The 20,395-nt window shown below is 73.2% G+C and carries 23 protein-coding genes; 6 read left to right on the top strand and 17 right to left on the bottom strand.

What is annotated here, in order from left to right; all coding sequences use genetic code 11:
• Positions 1-38: 38 nt before the first annotated feature.
• Positions 39-1,031 carry an NAD-dependent epimerase/dehydratase family protein gene (locus ACFZBD_RS19685; RefSeq protein WP_391140860.1) on the bottom strand — a complete coding sequence of 331 codons (993 nt, stop codon included), beginning with the start codon at positions 1,029-1,031 and terminating at the stop codon, positions 39-41.
• A 252-nt stretch (positions 1,032-1,283) separates the two neighbouring features.
• On the opposite strand from ACFZBD_RS19685, the gene ACFZBD_RS19680 reads away from it, so the two are divergent.
• Both ACFZBD_RS19680 and ACFZBD_RS19675 read left to right on the top strand, forming a co-directional pair.
• On the top strand, positions 1,284-1,946 hold the full coding sequence (locus ACFZBD_RS19680) for a hypothetical protein (RefSeq protein ID WP_391140859.1): 663 nt from the start codon (positions 1,284-1,286) through the stop codon (positions 1,944-1,946).
• Positions 1,947-1,991: 45 nt separating this feature from the next.
• Positions 1,992-3,518: a PepSY domain-containing protein gene (locus ACFZBD_RS19675; protein ID WP_391140858.1), complete on the top strand. Its 1,527-nt coding sequence runs from the start codon at positions 1,992-1,994 to the stop codon at positions 3,516-3,518.
• On the opposite strand, the gene ACFZBD_RS19670 is transcribed toward ACFZBD_RS19675, so the two are convergent.
• From ACFZBD_RS19670 to ACFZBD_RS19640, 7 genes are all read right to left on the bottom strand, one after another.
• On the bottom strand, positions 3,519-4,121 hold the full coding sequence (locus ACFZBD_RS19670) for a winged helix-turn-helix domain-containing protein (protein ID WP_391140857.1): 603 nt from the start codon (positions 4,119-4,121) through the stop codon (positions 3,519-3,521). It lies immediately after the preceding gene.
• Positions 4,122-4,219: 98 nt separating this feature from the next.
• Positions 4,220-4,342 carry a hypothetical protein gene (locus ACFZBD_RS19665; RefSeq protein WP_391140856.1) on the bottom strand — a complete coding sequence of 41 codons (123 nt, stop codon included), beginning with the start codon at positions 4,340-4,342 and terminating at the stop codon, positions 4,220-4,222.
• A gap of 172 nt (positions 4,343-4,514) precedes the next feature.
• Positions 4,515-5,546: a glutamine synthetase gene (gene glnII / locus ACFZBD_RS19660; RefSeq protein WP_391140855.1), complete on the bottom strand. Its 1,032-nt coding sequence runs from the start codon at positions 5,544-5,546 to the stop codon at positions 4,515-4,517.
• 168 nt (positions 5,547-5,714) lie between these two features.
• The gene (locus ACFZBD_RS19655) at positions 5,715-6,038 is read right to left on the bottom strand and encodes a hypothetical protein (RefSeq protein WP_391140854.1); all 324 of its coding nucleotides are present in this window, start codon (positions 6,036-6,038) and stop codon (positions 5,715-5,717) included.
• On the bottom strand, positions 6,035-6,403 hold the full coding sequence (locus ACFZBD_RS19650; RefSeq protein WP_391140853.1) for a DUF6247 family protein: 369 nt from the start codon (positions 6,401-6,403) through the stop codon (positions 6,035-6,037). The genes ACFZBD_RS19655 and ACFZBD_RS19650 overlap by 4 nt, the downstream gene beginning before the upstream one ends.
• Positions 6,404-6,437: 34 nt before the next feature.
• Positions 6,438-6,635 (bottom strand): type II toxin-antitoxin system prevent-host-death family antitoxin, encoded by a 198-nt coding sequence (locus ACFZBD_RS19645; RefSeq protein ID WP_391140852.1) that lies wholly within the window; start codon positions 6,633-6,635, stop codon positions 6,438-6,440.
• 128 nt (positions 6,636-6,763) lie between these two features.
• Complete coding sequence (locus tag ACFZBD_RS19640; RefSeq protein WP_356847521.1) at positions 6,764-7,042, bottom strand: GlsB/YeaQ/YmgE family stress response membrane protein; 279 nt, start codon at positions 7,040-7,042, stop codon at positions 6,764-6,766.
• A 160-nt stretch (positions 7,043-7,202) separates the two neighbouring features.
• Between ACFZBD_RS19640 and ACFZBD_RS19635 the strand changes: the two genes are divergently transcribed.
• Positions 7,203-8,117: a Gfo/Idh/MocA family oxidoreductase gene (locus ACFZBD_RS19635; RefSeq protein WP_391140851.1), complete on the top strand. Its 915-nt coding sequence runs from the start codon at positions 7,203-7,205 to the stop codon at positions 8,115-8,117.
• A gap of 48 nt (positions 8,118-8,165) precedes the next feature.
• Here ACFZBD_RS19635 and ACFZBD_RS19630 read toward each other — a convergent pair whose 3' ends face one another.
• From ACFZBD_RS19630 to ACFZBD_RS19615, 4 genes are all read right to left on the bottom strand, one after another.
• Positions 8,166-8,846 carry a hypothetical protein gene (locus ACFZBD_RS19630; RefSeq protein WP_391140850.1) on the bottom strand — a complete coding sequence of 227 codons (681 nt, stop codon included), beginning with the start codon at positions 8,844-8,846 and terminating at the stop codon, positions 8,166-8,168.
• A gap of 83 nt (positions 8,847-8,929) precedes the next feature.
• Entirely contained in the window at positions 8,930-10,432 is a 1,503-nt protein-coding gene (locus tag ACFZBD_RS19625) for an aminotransferase class I/II-fold pyridoxal phosphate-dependent enzyme (protein ID WP_391140849.1), read from the bottom strand.
• A complete protein-coding gene (locus tag ACFZBD_RS19620; RefSeq protein ID WP_391140848.1) occupies positions 10,429-11,829 on the bottom strand; it encodes a Mucin-2 in 1,401 nt (466 codons plus the stop codon). Before ACFZBD_RS19620 ends, ACFZBD_RS19625 begins: the two co-directional genes overlap by 4 nt.
• Before the next feature lie 189 nt (positions 11,830-12,018).
• Positions 12,019-12,378 carry an ArsC/Spx/MgsR family protein gene (locus ACFZBD_RS19615; RefSeq protein ID WP_391140847.1) on the bottom strand — a complete coding sequence of 120 codons (360 nt, stop codon included), beginning with the start codon at positions 12,376-12,378 and terminating at the stop codon, positions 12,019-12,021.
• Positions 12,379-12,514: 136 nt separating this feature from the next.
• Between ACFZBD_RS19615 and ACFZBD_RS19610 the strand changes: the two genes are divergently transcribed.
• On the top strand, positions 12,515-12,790 hold the full coding sequence (locus ACFZBD_RS19610) for a hypothetical protein (RefSeq protein ID WP_391140846.1): 276 nt from the start codon (positions 12,515-12,517) through the stop codon (positions 12,788-12,790).
• Positions 12,791-12,908: 118 nt separating this feature from the next.
• Here ACFZBD_RS19610 and glnA read toward each other — a convergent pair whose 3' ends face one another.
• Positions 12,909-14,318 (bottom strand): type I glutamate--ammonia ligase, encoded by a 1,410-nt coding sequence (gene glnA, locus ACFZBD_RS19605; protein ID WP_391140845.1) that lies wholly within the window; start codon positions 14,316-14,318, stop codon positions 12,909-12,911.
• Between the two features lie 221 nt (positions 14,319-14,539).
• Here glnA and ACFZBD_RS19600 point away from each other — a divergent pair, with 221 nt between their 5' ends.
• Positions 14,540-15,007 carry an RDD family protein gene (locus ACFZBD_RS19600; RefSeq protein ID WP_391140844.1) on the top strand — a complete coding sequence of 156 codons (468 nt, stop codon included), beginning with the start codon at positions 14,540-14,542 and terminating at the stop codon, positions 15,005-15,007.
• Between the two features lie 110 nt (positions 15,008-15,117).
• On the opposite strand, the gene ACFZBD_RS19595 is transcribed toward ACFZBD_RS19600, so the two are convergent.
• From ACFZBD_RS19595 to lipB, 4 genes are all read right to left on the bottom strand, one after another.
• Positions 15,118-15,822 carry a DUF4191 family protein gene (locus ACFZBD_RS19595; RefSeq protein ID WP_391140843.1) on the bottom strand — a complete coding sequence of 235 codons (705 nt, stop codon included), beginning with the start codon at positions 15,820-15,822 and terminating at the stop codon, positions 15,118-15,120.
• A 10-nt stretch (positions 15,823-15,832) separates the two neighbouring features.
• Positions 15,833-16,051, bottom strand: coding sequence for a hypothetical protein (locus tag ACFZBD_RS19590; RefSeq protein ID WP_391140842.1), 219 nt, complete (start codon positions 16,049-16,051; stop codon positions 15,833-15,835).
• A 317-nt stretch (positions 16,052-16,368) separates the two neighbouring features.
• The gene (gene lipA / locus ACFZBD_RS19585) at positions 16,369-17,322 is read right to left on the bottom strand and encodes a lipoyl synthase (RefSeq protein ID WP_391140841.1); all 954 of its coding nucleotides are present in this window, start codon (positions 17,320-17,322) and stop codon (positions 16,369-16,371) included.
• Positions 17,323-17,438: 116 nt separating this feature from the next.
• Positions 17,439-18,290, bottom strand: coding sequence for a lipoyl(octanoyl) transferase LipB (gene lipB / locus ACFZBD_RS19580; protein WP_391140840.1), 852 nt, complete (start codon positions 18,288-18,290; stop codon positions 17,439-17,441).
• Positions 18,291-18,583: 293 nt separating this feature from the next.
• On the opposite strand from lipB, the gene ACFZBD_RS19575 reads away from it, so the two are divergent.
• The gene (locus tag ACFZBD_RS19575) at positions 18,584-20,254 is read left to right on the top strand and encodes a regulator (protein WP_391140839.1); all 1,671 of its coding nucleotides are present in this window, start codon (positions 18,584-18,586) and stop codon (positions 20,252-20,254) included.
• Positions 20,255-20,395: the final 141 nt, after the last annotated feature.

Below are 20,395 nucleotides of genomic sequence, written 5' to 3'. Positions count from 1 at the left end.
AGTCGGCCCGCCGCCCGGTCGGGCGAGGCCGGCCGGGGTCAGGGCGACAGGAGGGCCGCCTCGCGCTCCGGCGAGAGGCCGAGCGGCGGACGGTCCGGGCGTCGGGGCGCCGACCCGCCGATCGATTCCAGCCAGGCCCAGGTGTCGGCGACCGTCTCCGCCACCGGCCGGCAGCGCAGCCCCGCGCCGACCGCCTTCGACACGTCGGCGGTGTGCATCGCGTCGTACATCTCGCCCGGCGGGATCCACACCGGCAGATCGGACCAGGGCGCGACCCCGGCCGCCAGGATCGTCTCCGGGTCCGTCCAGCGCAGTTCGGCGTCCGAGCCGGTGACCCGGGCGCAGGCGTCGAGGAGTTCGCCCATGGTGGTGTGCCCGGGCGGCGAGACCAGGTTGTACGGTCCGGACAGCCCCGCCTCTGCGGCGTCGAGCGTCCACTCCGCGAGGTCGCGGACGTCGATGTACTGGAGCGGCAGCGTGCGCGGCCCGGGCGCGAGGACCGGACCGCCCCGGGCGATCCGGCCCAGCCACCAGGGCAGTCGGCCGACGTTCTCGTACGGTCCGATGATCAGCCCGGCCCGGATGAACAGGCTCCGGTCGGGTCCGAAGGCGTCGAGGACCGCCAGCTCGCCGCCCCGCTTGGCCTCCGCGTAGGGCACCTCACCGGCGTCCGGGTCCCCTTCGACCAGGGGCCCGTCCTCACCCAGACCGGCCTTCGGCGGCCAGGCGTACACGGAACGGCTCGACACGTAGACGTACCGCCCCGCCCGCTCCGCGAGGAGCCGCGCCGCGTCCCGGACCGCCGAGGGCGCCGACGACCAGGTGTCGACGACGACGTCCCACTCCCCGTCGGCGAGCGCGGCGAGCCCGTCCGCCACCGGGGCCGTACGGTCGCCGAGCAGCGTGCGGACACCGGCCGGCGGCTCGTGGCGCCCCCGGTGGAAGACCGTCACCTCCCCGCCGCGCGCGAGCGCGGCCTCGGCCACGGCCCGGCCGACGAACTCCGTCCCACCCAAGATCAAAAGTCGCATGCCCCGACTGTGCACCCGACCGGGGTCGTTTACCCAGTGGTTCCGCCACGGGAGGAAAAGGGCCGGGGAGGGAACTCGGGGAACGGCGGCACGGGCGTCTTCCGGAGCGGGAGGGCGGGTGGTCTCCCGCGCCGGACGGCGGGATGTCACCATGTCCGGACCATGACGGATGCCCGGTCGCCGATACGCGCCCTGCGAGCCGCACTTTTCGCGGCGGTGTGCGTGACACTGGCCGCCGTGGGGCATTCGTCCATGTCTGCGCATGACCTCCCGCCGGGATCGCTGCTCGTCGCCTTCGCCGCGACGAGCGTCCTGGCCTGGCTGGTGAGCGGCCGGCGCCGCGGGCCGCTCGCGATCGGCGGCGGCCTGCTGGCCGTCCAGTCGGCGCTGCACCTGGTCTTCTCGTGGAGCGGAGCACACCCCGCCGCCGGCCGGCCGGACGCGCACGCGTCGTCGGCGGACCATCTGTCCCACGGCTCCATGTGGGGCGCACCCCTGGGGCACCCGGCCATGGGGGACACACCCATGGGGGACGGCTCCATGGGCCACGCACCCATGGGTGATCCGCCCACGGCCGAGACGACCATGGGTACGGCCCTGGAGATGGTCGCCGACCACACCTCCCTGGGGATGGTCGCCGCCCACCTCCTCGCCGCCGTGGTCTGCGGCCTCTGGCTGGCCCACGGCGAGGCCGCGCTCTTCGCGCTCGCCCGGGCCGTCGGGGCGCTCGCCTTCACCCCGCTGCGCCTGCTGCTCGCCGTGGTGCCCGTACCGGCTCCGCCGCGCGTGCGCCCCGCGCGCACGCGTCCGCACCACCACCGCCTGCGCGGCGTCGTGCTCGCGCACACCCTCTCCCGGCGCGGCCCGCCCCGGTTGTCCGTACCCCGCGCCACGGCCCTCGGAGCGCACGTCTGACCCGGGGGCCGATTCCCCCTGTCGACACCGCATTCGAGGACAGCCATGACGATCGACGATCCCGCACGCCCTGATACGGCCGAGCCGAGAACCACCGAACCGGCCACCGCCGGAACCCAGCCGGCCCCCGGCCCCGCCCCCGACGGCGTATCCGCTACCGCCGCGTCCGACGGTGAGCCCCCGGCCGAGCCCGGCAGCGGCGCCAGGCCCCGGGGCTGGAGCGCCCTGCGGCCCCTCGTGCTGCGGCTCCACTTCTACGCCGGCGTGCTCATCGCCCCCTTCCTGCTGGTCGCCGCCGCCAGCGGTCTGCTGTACGCCCTCTCCTTCCAGGCCGAGAAGGTGGTGTACGCGCACGAGCTGGAGGTCCCCGTCGGCGAGCGGACCCTGCCGCTGTCGCAACAGGTGCACGCCGCCACGAAGGTGAACCCCAACGGCACCGTCACCGCCGTCTGGCCCCCCGCCGAGCCCGGCGCCACCACCCGTGTCCTGATGGCCGACCCGGACGTCGAGGAGGGGCGGTCCCTCGCCGTCTTCGTCGACCCCTACACCGGCGAGATACGCGGCCAGCTGCCCAGCTACGGCGGCTCCGGCGCGCTGCCGCTGCGCACCTGGACCGACGAACTCCACCGCGATCTGCACCTCGGCGACCTCGGCCGCAACTACAGCGAACTGGCCGCCAGCTGGCTGTGGGTGGTGGCCCTCGGCGGGCTCGCCCTGTGGCTGGGCCGCCGCCGCAGGAACCGCCGCTCCCTGTTCGTACCGGAGCGCGGACCGAAGTCCCGGCGCCGCACCCTCTCCTGGCACGGCGTCGTCGGCCTGTGGGCGGTCGCCGGACTGGTCCTGCTCTCCGCCACCGGTCTGACCTGGTCGCGGTATGCCGGTGAGAACATCGACGTGGTCCGCTCGCAGCTCGGCGGCGCCACGCCGGCGGTCTCCGCGACCCTCGACGGCGCCGCCGCCGGCGGGTCCGGGGAGCACGAGGGCCACGGCGCCGGCCATGGGGCCGCGCCCGCCCAGGGGCCGGACGTCGGCATCGACAAGGCGGTCGAGGCGGCGCGCGCGGCCGGCATCGACGGCCCGACGGCCGTCACCCTGCCCACCGAGGGCAAGGGATACGTCGTCAAGGAGACCGACGCGCAGTTCCCGGTGCACCTGGACTCGGTGGCCGTGGACCCGGCCGACGGCACGGTCATCGACGAGCTCCGGTTCGCCGACTACCCGGTGCTCGCCCAGCTCACCCGGTACGGCATCGACGCCCATATGGGCGTCTTCCTCGGCCTGTTCAACCAGCTGGCGCTCGCCGCGCTGGCGCTCGCGCTGATCCTGCTGATCGTCATGGGGTACCGCATGTGGTGGCTGCGCCGCCCCGGCCGTCCGGCCGCGCGCGGGGCCTGGCGGAAGGTCCCGCCGACGATGCTGCTGCCGCTGCTGGCCGCGACGGCGCTGGTGGGCTGGTTCGTGCCGATGCTGGGCCTGAGCCTGCTCGCGTTCCTGGTCGTCGACATCGCCGTCGGCGCCGTGACGAAGGCGAGGTCCCGGAACCGTGACCGGGACCTCACCCCGAGCGTCTGATCAGGGCGTGTACTTGTAGCCGACCCGCCGCACGGTCTGGATCGTGTGGCGGTGCTCGGCGCCCAGCTTGCGACGCAGCCGGGCCACGTGGACATCCACGGTCCGGCCGTCGCCGACGTGCCCGTACCCCCACACCGTCGTCACCAACTGGTCCCGGGTATGGACCCGGTGGGGGTGGGCGACGAGGTGGGCGAGCAGTTCGAACTCCAGGTACGTGAGGTCCAGCGGTTCGCCGTCGACCACGGCGATCCGCTGGGCACCGTCGATCGTCACCGGCCCCCGCTCGGCGGGCGTCTCTTCGCCCGCCGGCGTCGCCGCCGCCCCGGCGCCCGCCGGCGACGGGAGCATCACCTGCTGGTCGGCCGGGACGAGGACGAGGTACCCGACCATCGGCGGCCGCCCGGGCAGGGTGGGCAGGGTGTGCGGGGGTGCGGGCAGCAGGGTGGCGCCCGGGGGCAGGAATTCGGCGACCCGCGAGAGTTCGGCGACTTCGTTCGGATCGACGGCCCGGAGTCGGTGCCGGCCGGGACGGACGGCCGCGAGGGACGTGTTCAGGGACGTGTTCAGCGGCGTGCTCAGGGAGGCGCTCTGGGTGGGGGCCATGACGGATCAGCTCATTTCGCGCGAGAACGGACGGAGAGGCGTCGTACGTCGTGCGCGTCGGCCGAAGGCCGGGGGATCGGACCGTGCCGATCGGGGCTTTAGAGGGCCGACGCGTTCCTCACGCGCCGACAGCACCGGTCGAAGTCGTGGTGCTGGCGGGAGGGCCAGAACGGCTCGAGGTCGTGACGACCCATCGCGGTGTCGTTCTGAGTGATGGCCATATCCCTACTCTACTACTCGGGAATGCCCCTGACCCCCGCTTTACCGCTCGGATCACCGACGGATGCCGCACGCCGCGCCGGGGCGCGGGCCGGCCAAGTGGCCCCGCCGGAACGCCGGAAGGGCGCCCGCCGTGGTCACGGCGAGCGCCCTCGGGCGTCGTGCGGGTGCGGATCAGACCTGGCCGGCCTTCTCCAGGGCCTCGCAGCAGGTGTCCACCAGGAGGCGGGTCACCACGTACGGGTCGACGTTCGCGTTCGGGCGGCGGTCCTCGATGTAACCCTTGCGGTCCTGCTCGACCTGCCACGGGATACGGACCGAGGCGCCGCGGTCCGAGACGCCGTAGGAGTACTCGTCCCACGGGGCGGTCTCGTGCAGACCGGTCAGACGGTCGTCGATGCCGGCGCCGTAGTTCTTGACGTGGTCGAGCGGCTTCGAGCCCTCGCCCAGCGACTCGGCCGCGGTGATGATCGCGTCGTAACCCTCGCGCATCGCCTTGGTGGAGAAGTTCGTGTGCGCGCCCGCGCCGTTCCAGTCGCCCTTCACCGGCTTCGGGTCGAGCGTCGCCGAGACCTTGAAGTCCTCGGCCGTGCGGTAGAGCAGCCAACGGGCCACCCACAGCTGGTCCGCGACCTCCAGCGGCGCCAGCGGGCCGACCTGGAACTCCCACTGACCCGGCATGACCTCGGCGTTGATGCCGGAGATGCCCAGACCCGCCCGCAGGCAGTTCTCCAGGTGCGCCTCGACGACGTCACGGCCGAAGATCTCGTCGGCGCCGACACCGCAGTAGTAGCCGCCCTGCGGGGCCGGGAAGCCGCCGACCGGGAAGCCGAGCGGGCGCTCGCCGTCGAAGAAGGTGTACTCCTGCTCGATGCCGAAGATCGGCTCCTGCGCGGCGTACCTCGCGTAGACCTCGGCCAGCGCGGCACGGGTGTTGGACTCGTGCGGCGTCATGTCCGTGTTCAGGACCTCGCACAGCACCAGGATGTCGTCCCCGCCGCGGATCGGGTCCGGGCAGACGAAGACCGGCTGGAGGACACGGTCGGACGCGTGGCCCTTGGCCTGGTTCGTGCTGGATCCGTCGAAGCCCCAGATCGGCAGCTCGGCGAGGGTGGCGCCCGAACCCGCCAGAATCTTCGTCTTCGAGCGAAGCTTCGCGGTCGGCTCGGTGCCGTCGATCCAGATGTACTCAGCCTTGAAGGTCACGGGCCTCATCCTTTGGGCATGCTGCTGCGGGGACGCGCGGCGGCTCGCGACGCTGCGAGAGCTGCGATGTCGTGCTCGGTTCGTGCTCGGTGTCTGCGCGCAGCTTCGCAACACCGGATTTCCCGCCCGTTGCCCGATTGTGAACCCCGTGTTACTCGGCCCGCCGGCCTACGTCCAGAAGGCGTCGGTCACGGTGATCTGAGGCTCGGCGTGGCGCCGGATGAAGGTGAAGACGAGCCAGCCGCGGCCGCCGGCGAGATCGGCGATGTGTGCACCACCCGGCCTGGTCGAGGCCAGCGGCCGGACGGTGATCCAGTGAGGCAGGAGCGCATCCGCGTCGATCCCGCGGTAGTACGGGTCGATGGCCGTGACCAGTTCCGCGCGCGCCGCAGTCACCAACTGTCGGGCGTCCGCGGGCATGAGCTCGAAGTCGCGCCACGCTTCGGCCGTCCAGTCCATCTGCCAGGGCGGGCATGGGAGCTCATCGCTCACCGGCCGGGCTCCACGCCGGCCGCTTGACGCCGCAGTCGGCTGTACTCGGCCAGGAGCGCCGCGGACTCCTCGGGATCCTCGGACTTCGTGGCGCGGTCCTCGAGGTCGAGCAGATGTGCTTCCAGGCCGGGGTCGCGGGCGATGGCGTACTGCGTCCACCACAGCCGCATGAAGGCCGGGACCGGGGTGAGGTTGAAGGCTCCGCCGATCGCGCGGTGCCAGTGCTCCTCGAAATCCGGCAGCAGGTGCGGAGCGTGTTCCTGAATGGCCAGACGCAGGGCCTGCGGGGTGCGTTCGGGCATGGGCGGCACGGGGCGGGGGCGGTCGCCGCCGGGGCCGTCGAAGTGGAGAGGCTGCGCTGTCATGACTGAGGGGCTCCTGGTCTGCGGTCCGGCGCGCTCAGGCGGCGTCCTGGTCGCCGGGGACGGCGTCCGGGTGCTGCGCCATGGACTGCTCGAACCACTCGGGCGATACGAGGTAGGCGACCGTCTTGCCCTTGCGGGTGATCGCCGCCGGCTCGCCCGCGATGCGGGTGCGGTCGAGGATCTCGCCCATCTGCTTCCGGAGGTCGATCGTCGTGTACGTCTTCGGCTCCATCCGCCCAACCTATCCCAACTATCATAGTTGAGATAGTTGACTGTATGCGAAACGGCTCCGCCCTCGGGGGAGGGGGAGCCGTTTTCGGTGGCGCGAGGATCGATCGCGCGGGGGAAGAGCCGGGCCGGTCAGGCGTGGCTGTGATGGCGTCGGTTGCCGGTGACCAGGCGGTAGACCGCGAGGAGGATGACGGAGCCGATGATGGCGGCGATCCAGGTCGAGAGGTCGAAGAAGCCGTCGATGGAGTCGACGCCGAAGATCACCTTGCCGAGCCAGCCGCCGAGCAGGCCGCCCGCGATGCCGATGAGCATTGTGATGATGATGCCGCCCGGGTCCTTGCCAGGCATGAGCGCCTTGGCGATGAGGCCCGCGAACAGCCCTATGAGAATCCAAGCCAGAATGCCCATGATGTGCTCCTACCTCGATGGATAAAGACCGTGTCAACGATCGTCTTCACCGGTTCGGGAGTTCCAAACGTCCCGCCTCGCTGATCGTTGCGCGCGGGCGCTCACGGGACGGCGCGGCACCGCCCGGCCGGGTGTCGGTGCGGGACGGCAGACTGGGGGGATGACCAAGCTCTCGGGCGGCACGCCCCGTATCGGACTCCTCGGCACCGGACCCTGGGCGGGCCGGGCGCACGCGCCCGCTCTCGCCGCGCACGAGGGGGTGGAGTTCAGCGGGGTGTGGGGCAGGCGGCCCGAGGCGGCGGCCGAGATCGCCGACGCCTGCGGCACGCGCGCCTACGACGACGTCGACGCCCTCTTCGAGGCGAGCGACGCCGTGGCCTTCGCCCTGCCGCCGGACATCCAGGCCCCGCTCGCCGTGCGGGCCGCCGCCGCCGGCTGTCACGTGCTCCTCGACAAGCCGGTGGCCACCACGGTCGCCGCGGCCCGGGACGTCGCCGAGGCCGTCGAGAAGGCCGAGGTCGCCTCCATCGTCTTCTGCACGCTGCGGTTCGCCGAGCCGACCGCCCGCTGGATCGACGAACAGGCCGCGGCCGGCGGCTGGTTCCTCGGCGAGGCGCACTGGCTGGGCACCCTCTTCGCCCCCGGCTCCACCAGCGCCTACGCCGCCTCCCCCTGGCGACGCGAGAAGGGCGGCCTCTGGGACGTCGGCCCCCACGTGCTCTCCGTCCTCCTCCCCGTGCTCGGCGACGTCACGGACATCACCTGCGTCCCCGGCCCCGAGGACACCCGCCATCTGATCCTGCGGCACGCCTCCGGCGCCGGCAGCACGGCCACCCTCAGCCTGAGCGCCCCGCCCGGGGCGGCCGAGGCCGCGCTCACGCTGCACGGCGAGCACGGCCGCGCGGTCATGCCGGGATGGGACGGCGCGGTGGGTGCGCTGGGCAGGGCGGTCGACGCGCTGCTCGAGTCGGCCCGCACGGGGGCTGCGCACGGATGCGACGCCCGGTTCGGTCTGCGGCTGACCGAGATCCTCACCGAGGCGGAGGCCCTGGCGGCGGCCAGGACCGGGGCCTGAGTCCGGCGTCGGGGGGGCGCCGGCGGCCGCCGCCGGCGCCCCCCTTGCTCAGCCGACGCGCTCGATCCGCGCCTTGCGGATCAGGAACTTCCCCGGCTCCCGCACCTGCTCGAAGGCCTCGTTGTTGAGCAGGACGCAGCTTCCGGAGGCGGCCGTGACCTCGACCGTGATCGATTTCGCGTTGTCGAGGTTGGTCACCTTGAGGCGGGTCCCGGGCGGGAACTGCCCGCTGGACGCCGCCGGGGCGCCCGCCTCGCCGGAGAGGGTGACCGTGGACCCGGCACACACCACGTCGCCGGCCCCGTCGGCCGGCGGCGCCGAGGCGGGAGGCGCGGGCTCGGCACCGGCCGGCGGCGCCCCCGCTCCCGTACCGTCTCCGTCCGCCGCGCCGCCGCCCGCACCAGCGCCGCCGTCCGCACCCGCACCGGCGCCTGCCCCGGCCTCGCCCCCGCCCTCCGCGCCGCCGCACCCGGCCGCCGCCTGCTGGCGTCGGATCTCTGCGATCACCGCCTCGCGGTTGGCGATACGGGCCCCCGAGAGCGCGTCGGGACGGGCACGTTGATCCGCGATGAACCGCTCGTTGGTGGCGAGCGCGGCGGCCATGCCGTCGCAGGCCGCGGAGGCTTGACTCGTACCGGTCAGGACCACCGCCGTCCCCCCGACGAGCACGAGGGCCCCGGCCACCAGCGCGATCTTCTTCTTCCGGCTGAGCGTTCTCCTGCGTGACACCTGAGGCTCCGTTCGATTCCTGTCGGTTCCTGTGGCGTCAGATACGCGGAGCGGACCCGTTCCGCTCAATCGGAGGCGGCTCGTCAGGCGTCCAAGGCCTCCCGCAGCGCCGCGCACAGGGCGTCGAGGGCGGCGCCGTACAGCCGCTCGGGAGGCGTCGCGTAGCCGACGACCAGGCCGTCCGCCCGCGCCGCCCCGCCCGCTTCGGGGTGGCGGTAGTCGCCCAGCCCCTCCACCGCCACCCCGTGCCGGGCCGCCGCCCCGACCGCCGCGCGCTCGGTGCCCGCGGGCAGCTCCACGACCGCGTGCAGCCCGGCCGCGACCCCCGTCACCCGCACCCGCGGTACGCGCTCGGCGAGGACCGCCACCAGCCGGTCGCGCCGCCCCCGGTGGTGCCGGCGCATCCGGCGGACGTGCCGGTCGTACGCCCCCGACACGAGGAAGTCGGCGAGGGTGAGCTGCTCGGTGGCGGAGGAGTACGGCTCGCGCTCCCCCTTCGCCGCCACGACCTCGTCCACCAGCGGCGCGGGCAGCACCATCCAGCCGATCCGGAGGGCGGGGGACAGGCTCTTGCTGACGGAACCGATCAGCACCGTACGGTCCGGGGCGAGGCCCTGGAGGACGCCCACGGGCCGCCGGTCGTAGCGGAACTCCCCGTCGTAGTCGTCCTCCACGACGAGGCCGCCGGTCTCCCGCGCCCAGTCCAGGACGGACGCCCGGCGGTCGGGCAGCAGCGGCCCCCCGGTCGGGAACTGGTGCGCCGGCGTCAGCAGCACCGCGCCGACGCCCCCGGGCAGCCTTCCGACGTCGACACCGCCCTCGTCGACGGCGACGGGCCGGGTCAGGACCCCGGCCTCGGCCAGAAGCCCCCGGTGGAAGGGGAGACCGTACGACTCCACGGCCCACGGCCCCGGCACGGTACGGGCGAGCAGCCGCAGGGCGTGGGCCGCGCCGGAGCAGACCACGATCCGGTCCGGGGAGGTGCGCACCCCGCGCACCCGCGCCAGATATCCGGCGAGCGCGTGCCGCAGCTCCACCCGTCCCCGTGGGTCGCCGATCCCGAAAGCCTCGTGCGGCGCCGCCGTCAACGCCCGCCGGGCCGCCGCCAGCCAGGCCGCCCGCGGAAAGGCGGCGGGGTCCGGCTTGCCCTGGACCAGGTCGTACGGGACGGCCTCCGGGAGACCCCCGGGAACACCCGCCCGGGCTGCCCCCGCCCCGACACCGGCCCAGGCGGAACCCGCCCCGACACCCGCCCAGGCGGAACCCGCCCCGATACCCGCCCCCGCGCCCGGCTCCGGGGCCACCGCCCCGTGGGCCACCCGCGTCCCGGATCCCTGGCGGGAGGTGAGCCAGCCCTCCGCCACCAGCTCGGCGTACGCGTCGGCGACGGTGTTCCGGGCCAGCCCCAGATCGGCGGCGAGCGAGCGGTACGGCGGCAGTCGCGTCCCGGGCTCCAGCCGCCCGCTCCGTACCGCCTCGCGCAACGCCCTGATCAGCACGGCCCGCCGGCTCCCCGCCCCGGTCAGCTCCAGATGCAGATCGGCTCCGAGCACCTCGGCCGCGTCGCTCCAGCCGCCCGCCGTCATCGCGGCACCCCGGCCCCGTCCATGACCCGGGCCATCTCCCGTTCGGGAAGGGCCGGGTTGGCACCCGCGCCGCACGCCGTCTCGGGCAGGGCGAGAACCGCCAGGAGCCGGGGGAGCGGCAGGCGCGGGTCGGCGGCGGCCGCCTGCCGGGTCCGTACGTCCGGGTCGTGGCTGAGCCGCTCGATCAGGCCGGGGCCGGCCTCGGGGTCGCGTACGGCCAGCTGCCGGTACCTGCCCTCCGGATGGTCCGCGAAGCGGGCGGCGAGGCCCTCGCGCGGGAAGCGGGGGTGCCCGGTCGCCATCCAGGCGGAGAACGTCCCGCCGAGCCGGGCGTACACGCGCATCAGAACCCGTTCCGGGGTGTCGGGATGGTGCACGGCCAGGTGGGTGAGGACGATGACGTCCTCGTCCGCCGCCAGCAGCCGCAGCAGATCGGACGGCAGATGGGGGCTGCGGGCCGCGGCCCGGCGCAGCAGGGGGTGGGAGGAGGTCGCGGCCCTGCGCAGCACCTCCTGGTCGGCGATGCCCGCCGCCACCCAGTCCACGTCGTCGTCCGCCCCCACCAGCGGTCCCGCCGTGCGGTCGATCGCCGCGCGCCGGGCTTCGGTCAGTTCGGGGCGGAGCGAGACGGCGCGCCGGACACTCTCGTCGGGGTGGACGGCGAGCCGGTCCACCAGGTCGGCGGGCAGGAACGGGTTCCGGGCCAGGTCGGCCGGGTGGACGTCCTCGGCGAGGAACCGTTCGGCGTCCGCCCGGCGGAGCAGGCCCCGGCGCAGCGCCTCGGGCCGGGCGGCGGGGTCGCGGAGCAGTGCCGAGGTGAGCCGCGCGTCACCGGGGCACGCGCACAGCGCGGCCGCCCGCCGCACCCCGGGGTCGGGGTCGTCGAGCAGCCCGGCCCGCTCGTCCGCCGCCAGCGCCTCCGGGACGCGCAGAGCGGCCCGCCGCGCGGCCGGATCGGGATGCCGGGCCAGGGAGGCGAGGAACCGCGGCGCCAGATGGCGTGATCGCAACAGCCGCTCCCTGACCGCGGGTTCGGGATCCGCGAGGAGCCGTCCGCACACGGGGTCCGGCAGCGGGCGGACGGGCCTGCGCGGATCGTGGTTCCGGTCGGGGCCCCAGGCCAGGGCGGCCCGCACTTCGGGGTCGGGGTCGTCGACGAGCCGGGCCCGCTGTCCGGGCTCCGCCTGGGCGCTCCGCGCGAAGTCGATTCGTACGCCGGCGAGGGGATGGGCGACGATCGCCGCGACCGCCGCGTCGGGCAGCCCCGGCCGGTACAGGGCCTGGAAGGGCGGACCTTCACCGCCGCCGTCGAAGGCGAGCAGCCGCAGCAACAGCGGCGTGGGGAGGGCGGGGTTGGCGGCGACCCCGTCCAGCGCGGAGGAGTGGAACCCGACCATGCCTCGACTCCCCGTACGTCCGCGACCGTCCTGCCGGCGTCCATGATGCCCCGACCGCCCCGACCGCCCCGACCGCCCCGACCGCCCCGACCGCCCCGACCGCCCCGGCCGGGACCGACCGCCCCGGCCGGACGGAGCCACGGCGCCGACCCCGTGACCCCCGCCCCGGCCCGTAGGCCCGCGCGCCCGTCAGCGTCCCAGCGCGTCCCGGACGGCCTCCTCGGTCCGCCCCACCACGGCCGTGCCGTCGTCGGCCGTGATGATCGGCCGCTGGATCAGCTTCGGGTGCGCGGCGAGCGCCTCCACCCAGCGGTCCCGGTTCCCCTCGTCCCGCGGCCAGTCCTTCAGCCCCAGCTGCTTGGCGTCGGCCTCCTGCGTCCGCGTGATGTCCCACGGTTCGAGCCCGAGGCGCGCGAGGACGGCCCGGATCTCGTCGGGCGACGGTACGTCCTCCAGGTAGCGGCGCACGGTGTAGTCGGCGCCCTCCTCGTCGAGCAGACCGACGGCGGCGCGGCACTTGGAACAGGCGGGATTGATCCAGATCTCCATGGGGCGAAACGGTACCCCCGTGGAGCCCCAAAACCGTTCTGGCCAGGGATGATTGTCAGTGGTGACGGGTAAAATCATGAGTGAAGGTGAGGGTCCCGGGGAGGGCCCGCGCCCACCGTTCGCCAGGAGGTCGCCCATGGCCGTCGCCACGATCCGGACGCTGTCCCTCGAACCCTGGAAGCCCCTGCGGAAGCAGCCGCTGCCCGCGGGCCGCCCCCGCGAGTGGTACGTCAGCCACAACCGCCGGCTGAAGGCCATGCGCCTCGCGATCGCCCTGCTCGACTCGGGGGTCTACGACCCGGCGAAGGCGGGCAACGCGACGATACGCACCACGGCCGAGCAGCTCGGTATCCACCCGCCGTCCGACACCACCTGCCGCATGGTGCGCACCTTCATCCGCTACGGCCGCTGACACCGGCCCCCGGCGCCGGACCGCGCCCGGACGGCGAAGGCCGCCACCCCTCGCACGGGGTGGCGGCCTTCGCCGCGCTGAGCGCCGGGCGTACGGCCCGAGGGGCCGGACGTACGGCTTAGAGGTCGAAGTAGAGCTCGAACTCGTGCGGGTGCGGACGCAGCTGGATCGGGGCGATCTCGTGCGTGCGCTTGTAGTCGATCCAGGTCTCGATCAGGTCGGAGGTGAAGACACCGCCCGCCTGGAGGTACTCGTTGTCCGCCTCCAGGGCGTCGAGGACCGCCGGGAGCGAGGTCGGGACCTGCTGGACGTTCGCGTGCTCCTCGGGAGCCAGCTCGTAGAGGTCCTTGTCGATCGGCTCCGCCGGCTCGATCTTGTTCTTGATGCCGTCGAGGCCCGCGAGGAGCAGCGCCGAGAAGGCGAGGTACGGGTTCGAGGACGGGTCCGGCGCGCGGAACTCGACGCGCTTGGCCTTCGGGTTCGAGCCCGTGATCGGGATGCGCATGGCCGCGGAGCGGTTGCGCTGCGAGTAGACCATGTTGACCGGGGCCTCGAAGCCGGGCACCAGACGGTGGTACGAGTTCACCGTCGGGTTGGTGAAGGCCAGCAGCGACGGGGCGTGCTTGAGGATGCCGCCGATGTAGTAGCGGGCGGTGTCCGACAGGCCGGCGTAGCCCTGCTCGTCGTAGAAGAGCGGGTCGCCGTTCGACCACAGCGACTGGTGGACGTGCATGCCCGAGCCGTTGTCGCCGAAGATCGGCTTCGGCATGAAGGTCGCGGTCTTGCCGTTGCGCCAGGCGACGTTCTTCACGATGTACTTGAAGAGCATCAGGTCGTCGGCCGCGGCGAGCAGCGTGTTGAACTTGTAGTTGATCTCCGCCTGGCCGGCGGTGCCGACCTCGTGGTGCTGGCGCTCGACCTGGAGGCCGACGTTCTCCAGCTCCAGGGAGATCTCCGCGCGCAGGTCGGCGAAGTGGTCGACCGGCGGGGCCGGGAAGTAGCCGCCCTTGTAGCGGACCTTGTAGCCCCGGTTGTCCTCGACCTTGCCGGTGTTCCAGGCGCCGGCCTCGGAGTCGATGTGGTAGAAGCCCTGGTTCGCCGAGGTCTCGAAGCGCACCGAGTCGAAGACGTAGAACTCCGCCTCGGGGCCGAAGTACGCGGTGTCGGCGATGCCGGTGGAGGCGAGGTACGCCTCCGCCTTCTTCGCGATGTTGCGCGGGTCACGGCTGTACTGCTCGCCCGTGATCGGGTCGTGGATGAAGAAGTTGATGTTCAGCGTCTTGTCACGGCGGAACGGGTCCAGACGGGCCGTCGACAGGTCGGCGCGCAGGGCCATGTCCGACTCGTGGATCGCCTGGAAACCGCGGATCGACGAACCGTCGAAGGCGAGCTCGTCGGACGGGTCGAACGCCGTCGCCGGGATCGTGAAGTGCTGCATCACTCCCGGAAGGTCACAGAAACGGACGTCGACCATCTTGACGTCGTTGTCCTTGATGAACTTCTTGGCCTCGTCGGCGTTCTGGAACATCCAACTCCTCCTACTCCCGGCCCGGGGAGGGGCGGGGTTGCAGCTCGGTCATGCGGCCAGTGCGGTGGCACACGCTGGTCCCGACCTTAGGCAGACGGGATTTCTCAAGCATGACCCATTTGTTTCGCCCAAGTTAACCGGCGCGCGTGTGACCGACACCGCGGCGGGCCGGTGCGGACCCGGGCCGAAGTGATCGAAAGCGGGCACAGTACCGTGGACGCGTGGACAACAGGCAAGCATTGGGATCGTGGCTCTCGGGACCCCGCGCGGCGGCCGAGGACGCCGGTGTCGACTTCGGTTACCGGGGGCAGCAGCTCGGTCTGCCCGAGGAGGGGCCGGGCTCCATCGCCCGCCCCGGGCGGCGAATCGGCGCCCTCGCCGTCGACTGGGCGCTGTGCATGCTGATCGCATACGGTCTCGTCACCCACGGCTACAACCAGGCGACGGGCAACTGGGCCCTGGTCATCCTGCTCGCCGTGAGCGTGCTCACCGTCGGCACCGTCGGCTTCACCCCCGGCAAGCGCCTCTTCGGCCTGCGGGTGGCCTCCGTGCACGGCGGACGCCTCGGCTTCCTCCGGGTCGTGCTCCGCAGCGTGCTCGTCTGCCTCGCCATCCCGGCCCTCATCTGGGACCGCGACGGCCGCGGCCTCCACGACCGCCTCGCCGGCGCCGTCCAGATCCGGCTCTGACCGCCCCGGCACCACACCCGCACCGACGACGAGAAGGGCGCCGCAGGAACCTCCCGGTTCCGACGGCGCCCTTCCTCGTGCTTCGTTCCTCGCGCTTCGTACGCCTGACGTCAGCGCATCTTTCCGCCGCGCGGCATCCGCATGCCCTTGGGCATCGGACCCTTCGGCAGCGGCATGTTGCTCATCAGGTCGCCCATCGCCCGCAGCCGGTCGTTGGCGACCGTCACCTGCGGGCCGGAGAGCACCCGAGGCATCTTCAGCATGGTCGTGCGGACCTTCTTCAGCGGCACCTGACCCTCGCCGTTGCCGACGACGATGTCGTGGACCGGGACGTCCACGACGATCCGGGCCATCCGCTTCTTCTCGGCCGCCAGGAGCGTCTTCACCCGGTTCGGGTTGCCCTCCGCCACCAGCACGATGCCGGCCCGGCCGACCGCGCGGTGCACGACGTCCTGGTTCCGGTTCATCGCCACCGCCGGGGTGGTCGTCCAGCCGCGCCCGATGTTGTCCAGCACCGCGGCCGCCGCGCCCGGCTGGCCCTCCATCTGGCCGAAGGCCGCCTTCTCGGCACGCCGGCCGAAGACGATCGCCATCGCCAGGAGGGCCAGGATGAAGCCCAGGATTCCGACGTAGACCGGGTGCCCGATCAGGAAGCCGATCGCGAGGAGGACACCGAGTACGACGATGCCCACGCCAGCGACGACAAGCCCGACCTTCGGGTCGGCCTTTCGGGTCATCTTGTACGTGAGGGCGATCTGCTTCAGTCGCCCCTGGTTCGCAGCGTCACCGCTGCCCGTGTTTGCCTTCCTCGCCATGTCCTGAAGTTTACGTGGCCCGGGAAGCGCGACCCGCCACCGCCTCCATCACGTGCTGGGCCTCGACCCGGTCCTTCGCCCGGCGGCGGTCCTCCAGGACCGAGGTCCAGGCGTTGCGGCGGGCGGTGCGCTGGCCACCGGCGAGGAGCAGAGCCTCCACGGCCTTCAGCGCATCGGTGACGGACGGGATGGCGGTGGCACGGACATGCGTCGCGGCCTGGGCCTGCATGTGGGTCCTCCCTCAAGAGCGGATGAGACGAGGTGGGGGAAAGGGCGAGGGGAGCGGCGGTCCAGACAACCCTCCGTGACCCAAGGGTCACGGTTCGGTGTTACCAGCGCATGACCCGGCGGTCAAACACTGATGAAACGTTGATGCGGCCGGTTGGACCACCCCGGAACCGCCGAAGCGACCCGTACGCCCCCCCTGACCTGCGGAGGTGTACGGATCGCGACGAATTCGGCCACTACTGGCCAGTAACTACTTGTGCGCCGTTTCACACGGGTCGGACTCCAGCCCCGCCCTCGTTCCTCGGGCGGACCCGCAACCTACGCTTCGGCTCGGCTGCGCTTCTCCATCGCCTGCTGGAAGAGGCGGCCCGCCCGGTACGACGACCGCACCAGCGGGCCCGACATCACGCCGGAGAAGCCGATCTCGTCGGCCTCCTCCTTCAGCTCCACGAACTCCTGCGGCTTCACCCAGCGCTCCACCGGGTGGTGCCGGACCGACGGGCGCAGGTACTGCGTGATCGTGATCAGCTCGCAACCCGCCTCGTGCAGCTGAGCCAGCGCCTCGCTGATCTCCTCACGGGTCTCGCCCATGCCCAGGATCAGGTTCGACTTCGTGACCAGACCGTAGTCACGCGCCCGCGTGATGACGTCCAGCGAACGCTCGTAACGGAAACCGGGACGGATCCGCTTGAAGATCCGCGGCACCGTCTCGACGTTGTGCGCGAAGACCTCCGGACGCGAGGCGAACACCTCCGCCAGCAGCTCCGGCACCGCGTTGAAGTCCGGAGCGAGCAGCTCCACCTTCGTACGGCCGTCGGCGCGGTTCGCCGTCTGCTCGTGGATCTGGCGCACCGTCTCCGCGTACAGCCAGGCCCCGCCGTCCTCCAGGTCGTCGCGCGCGACGCCCGTGATCGTGGCGTAGTTCAGGTCCATCGTGACGACCGACTCGCCCACCCGGCGCGGCTCGTCACGGTCCAGCGCCTCCGGCTTGCCCGTGTCGATCTGGCAGAAGTCGCAGCGCCGCGTGCACTGGTCACCGCCGATGAGGAAGGTGGCCTCGCGGTCCTCCCAGCACTCGAAGATGTTCGGACAGCCCGCCTCCTGGCAGACCGTGTGCAGGCCCTCGCTCTTCACGAGGCTCTGCATCTTCGTGTACTCGGGACCCATCTTCGCCCGGGTCTTGATCCACTCGGGCTTGCGCTCGATGGGGGTCTGAGCGTTACGGACCTCCAGGCGCAGCATCTTGCGTCCGTCGGGTGCGACTGCGGACACGACCGGCTCCCTGTAGCTTCGATTCTTCGGCGCCCACCAGGGTACGCCCGTTGTTTCGTACGGTTATCCGTCTGGCCAACCTGCGGCGAGACCCCGGCATTCCCCGCCGGAGATCCCTAAGCCGACGCGGCGGCGACGGCAGTGGCGTCGGCGGCCGCCGGCGCGGCCGCCGGGGCCGTCTCGCGCACGACCTCGCGCGGCTGCAGGTCCGCGCCCTCAAGGACGGCCCTCAGGTGCTTCTCCACCACCGGCAGGACCTCCTCGATCGTGACCTCACGGCCCAGCTCGTTCGCGAGCGAGGCCACCCCCGCGTCCCTGATGCCGCACGGGATGATCCGGTCGAACCAGGTGTTGTCGGGGTTCACGTTCAACGCGAAGCCGTGCATCGTGACGCCCTTGGCGACCCGGATGCCGATCGCCGCCAGCTTCCGGTCCTCACGGCGCTGGCCGGCGTTGGACGGGGCGTACTCCGGACCGTTCAGCCGCGGATCGAACTCCTCGTCGGTCAGCCGCGGGTCGAAGTCGAGCGAGAGACCGCCCAGCGACGGGCGCTGCTCCACCGGATCGCCGAGGACCCACACCCCGCTGCGGCCCTCGATCCGGGTGGTCTCCAGACCGAACTCCGCGGCCGTCAGGATCAGCGCCTCCTCCAGACGGCGGACGTGCGCGACGACGTCGACGGGGCGGGGCAGCTTCATGATCGGGTACCCGACGAGCTGGCCGGGGCCGTGCCAGGTGATCTTGCCGCCGCGGTCCACGTCCACCACCGGCGTACCGTCCAGAGGGCGCTCGCTCTCCGCCGTGCGCCGTCCCGCCGTGTACACGGGAGGGTGCTCGAGGAGCAGACAGGTGTCCCCGACCTCGTCGGCGAACCGGGCCGCGTGCACCTCGCGCTGCTTGTCCCAGGCCGCCCGGTACTCGACGGCCTCCTCGCCGAAGCCCAAGCGGACGAATCGCAGCTCACTCACGGCCATGCCTCCTCCTGGGCGCCGGAGGCCGGGATCCGGGGATCCTCCCGGGGGGCCGGCTCGGCACCCTGCGTCGTTCGCGCCCCTGCCACTGTACGGCGGCACCGCGCGGCCCGGTCCGGCAGGTACGGCGGGCGGCTGCCACGTCAGCGGTGCCCCCAATCCTCACACGATCGGATGAATGTGGGGCGAAGGTGGCGGTACGGGCGGTGAGTGCCGCTAAATTCGCGCCGTTCCATGAGGGTCCACGAGGGCTGCCACCCGGGCCCGGAAGGCAGGAGACCGCACAGCTGATGACGGAACGACCCCCGCAGCGCATCCCGAACCGCCAGCTCGCCGCACTCATCGCCGAAGCCGGCTTCTCCAACGCGGGCCTGGCCAGACGGGTGGACCAGCTAGGCCTGGAGCACGGCCTCGACCTGCGGTACGACAAGACCTCCGTGACCCGCTGGCTGCGCGGTCAGCAGCCGCGCGGGACCACCCCTGCCCTGATCGCCGAGGTCTTCACCCGGCGCCTCGGCCGCCGGCTCTCCGCACAGGACCTCGGCCTCGACGCGTGCGCACCGGTCTACGCCGGCCTGGAGTTCGCCGCGACGCCCGAGGAGGCCGTCGACATCGTCAGCGGGCTCTGGCGGAAGGACTCGGGGAGCCACGCCGAACTGCGCAAGATCGCCTTCACCCCGGCGGGCCTCGTGGTCCCCAGCCGGGACTGGCTGATCGGCCGCGCGGACGAGCGGGTGGCGCGCGGGGACATGTACGCCCCCGGCGGCCCCCGCCCCGGCCCGGACACCCGCCCGGCGCCGACGGCGGAGTCCCGGCCCGGCGCCCTGGACGGCCGGCTCGGCACCGAGCGGCGCGGAGCCGGGGCCGCCGAGGGCAGGTTCGGCACGGAGGGCCGCCCGGGCCCCGACGCCCGGCTCGGCACGGACCTCCGGGGCGGCGCCGACGGCGGACTCCGCCCCGGCCCCGACACCGGTCCACGCACCGTCCCGGACGCCCGGGTCCCGGCCCAGGGCCGCTTCTCGGTGCCCCGGCAGCGCGGCACCGACCGGGGGCCGGGACAACGCGTCTCCAGCGGGGACATCGCCGCCCTGCGCTCGGTCGGCGAACTGTTCCGCACCCTCGACCACGCCTACGGCGGCGGGCACGCCCGCCAGGCCCTCGTCCGCTACCTCGAACACGAGGCCGAGCCGATGCTCCGCGGCACCTACGGCGAGACCGTCGGCCGCCGCCTCTTCGGCGCCGCGGCCGACCTGACGCGCCTGGCGGGCTGGACCTCCTTCGACATCGCCGCGCACGGTCTGGCCCAGCGCTATTTCGTCCAGGCGCTGCGGCTCGCCCAAGCGGCCGGTGACCGGGCCTACGGCTCGTACGTCCTGATCACCATGAGCCGGCAGGCCGTCTACCTCGGGCACGGCCGGGAGGCCGTGCAGCTCGCGCGGGTCGCCCAGCAGGGCGTCGGCTCCTCCGCCCCGCCCGTCGTCCAGGCGCTGCTGCACGCCGTCGAGGCGCGCGGCCACGGCGTCCTCGGCGAAGCCCGCGCGTGCAGCGCCTCGCTCGCCCGGGCCGAGCGCGCCCTCGAAGCGGCCCGGCCGGGCGACGAGGTGCCGTACTGGGCGCGCCCGTTCGACGAGGCGCAGCTGGCCGACGAGTTCGGGCACAGCCACCGCGACCTCCAGCAGTACCGCCCGGCGGCGCAGCACGCCGAACGCTCCCTGCAACTGCGCGCGCCGGGCTTCGCGCGCAGCCGCCTCTTCTGCCGGGTGGTCCTCGCCACGGCCCGCCTCGGCCTCGGCGAACTGGACCAGGCCTGCGCCCTGGGCGCGGAAGCCGCCCAGCAGGCCTCCGAGATGCGCTCGGCCCGTGCGATCGAATACGTCCGCGACTTCGAACGCCGTCTGGAGCCCTACCGCGACGCGGCGGCCGTCCGCACCTACCGCGACCGCGTGGCCGCCATCGGCTGACCACCCCGCCGCGAGGCGCGACCCCCCTGCCCCGCTGCGGCGGGGCAGGGGGGTCGGCGGGTGCTCCGAGGCTCGTGGTCCGGGGCCCGCCCGCCGTGCCGTGAGGCCCCTACGCCGGGCCTGAGAACCGCCCGACGGCCC

Origin of the sequence: Streptomyces sp. NPDC008121, from assembly GCF_042957155.1 — a bacterium.
GTDB lineage: Bacteria > Actinomycetota > Actinomycetes > Streptomycetales > Streptomycetaceae > Streptomyces.
This window is presented reverse-complemented; position numbering and strand designations above follow the sequence as displayed.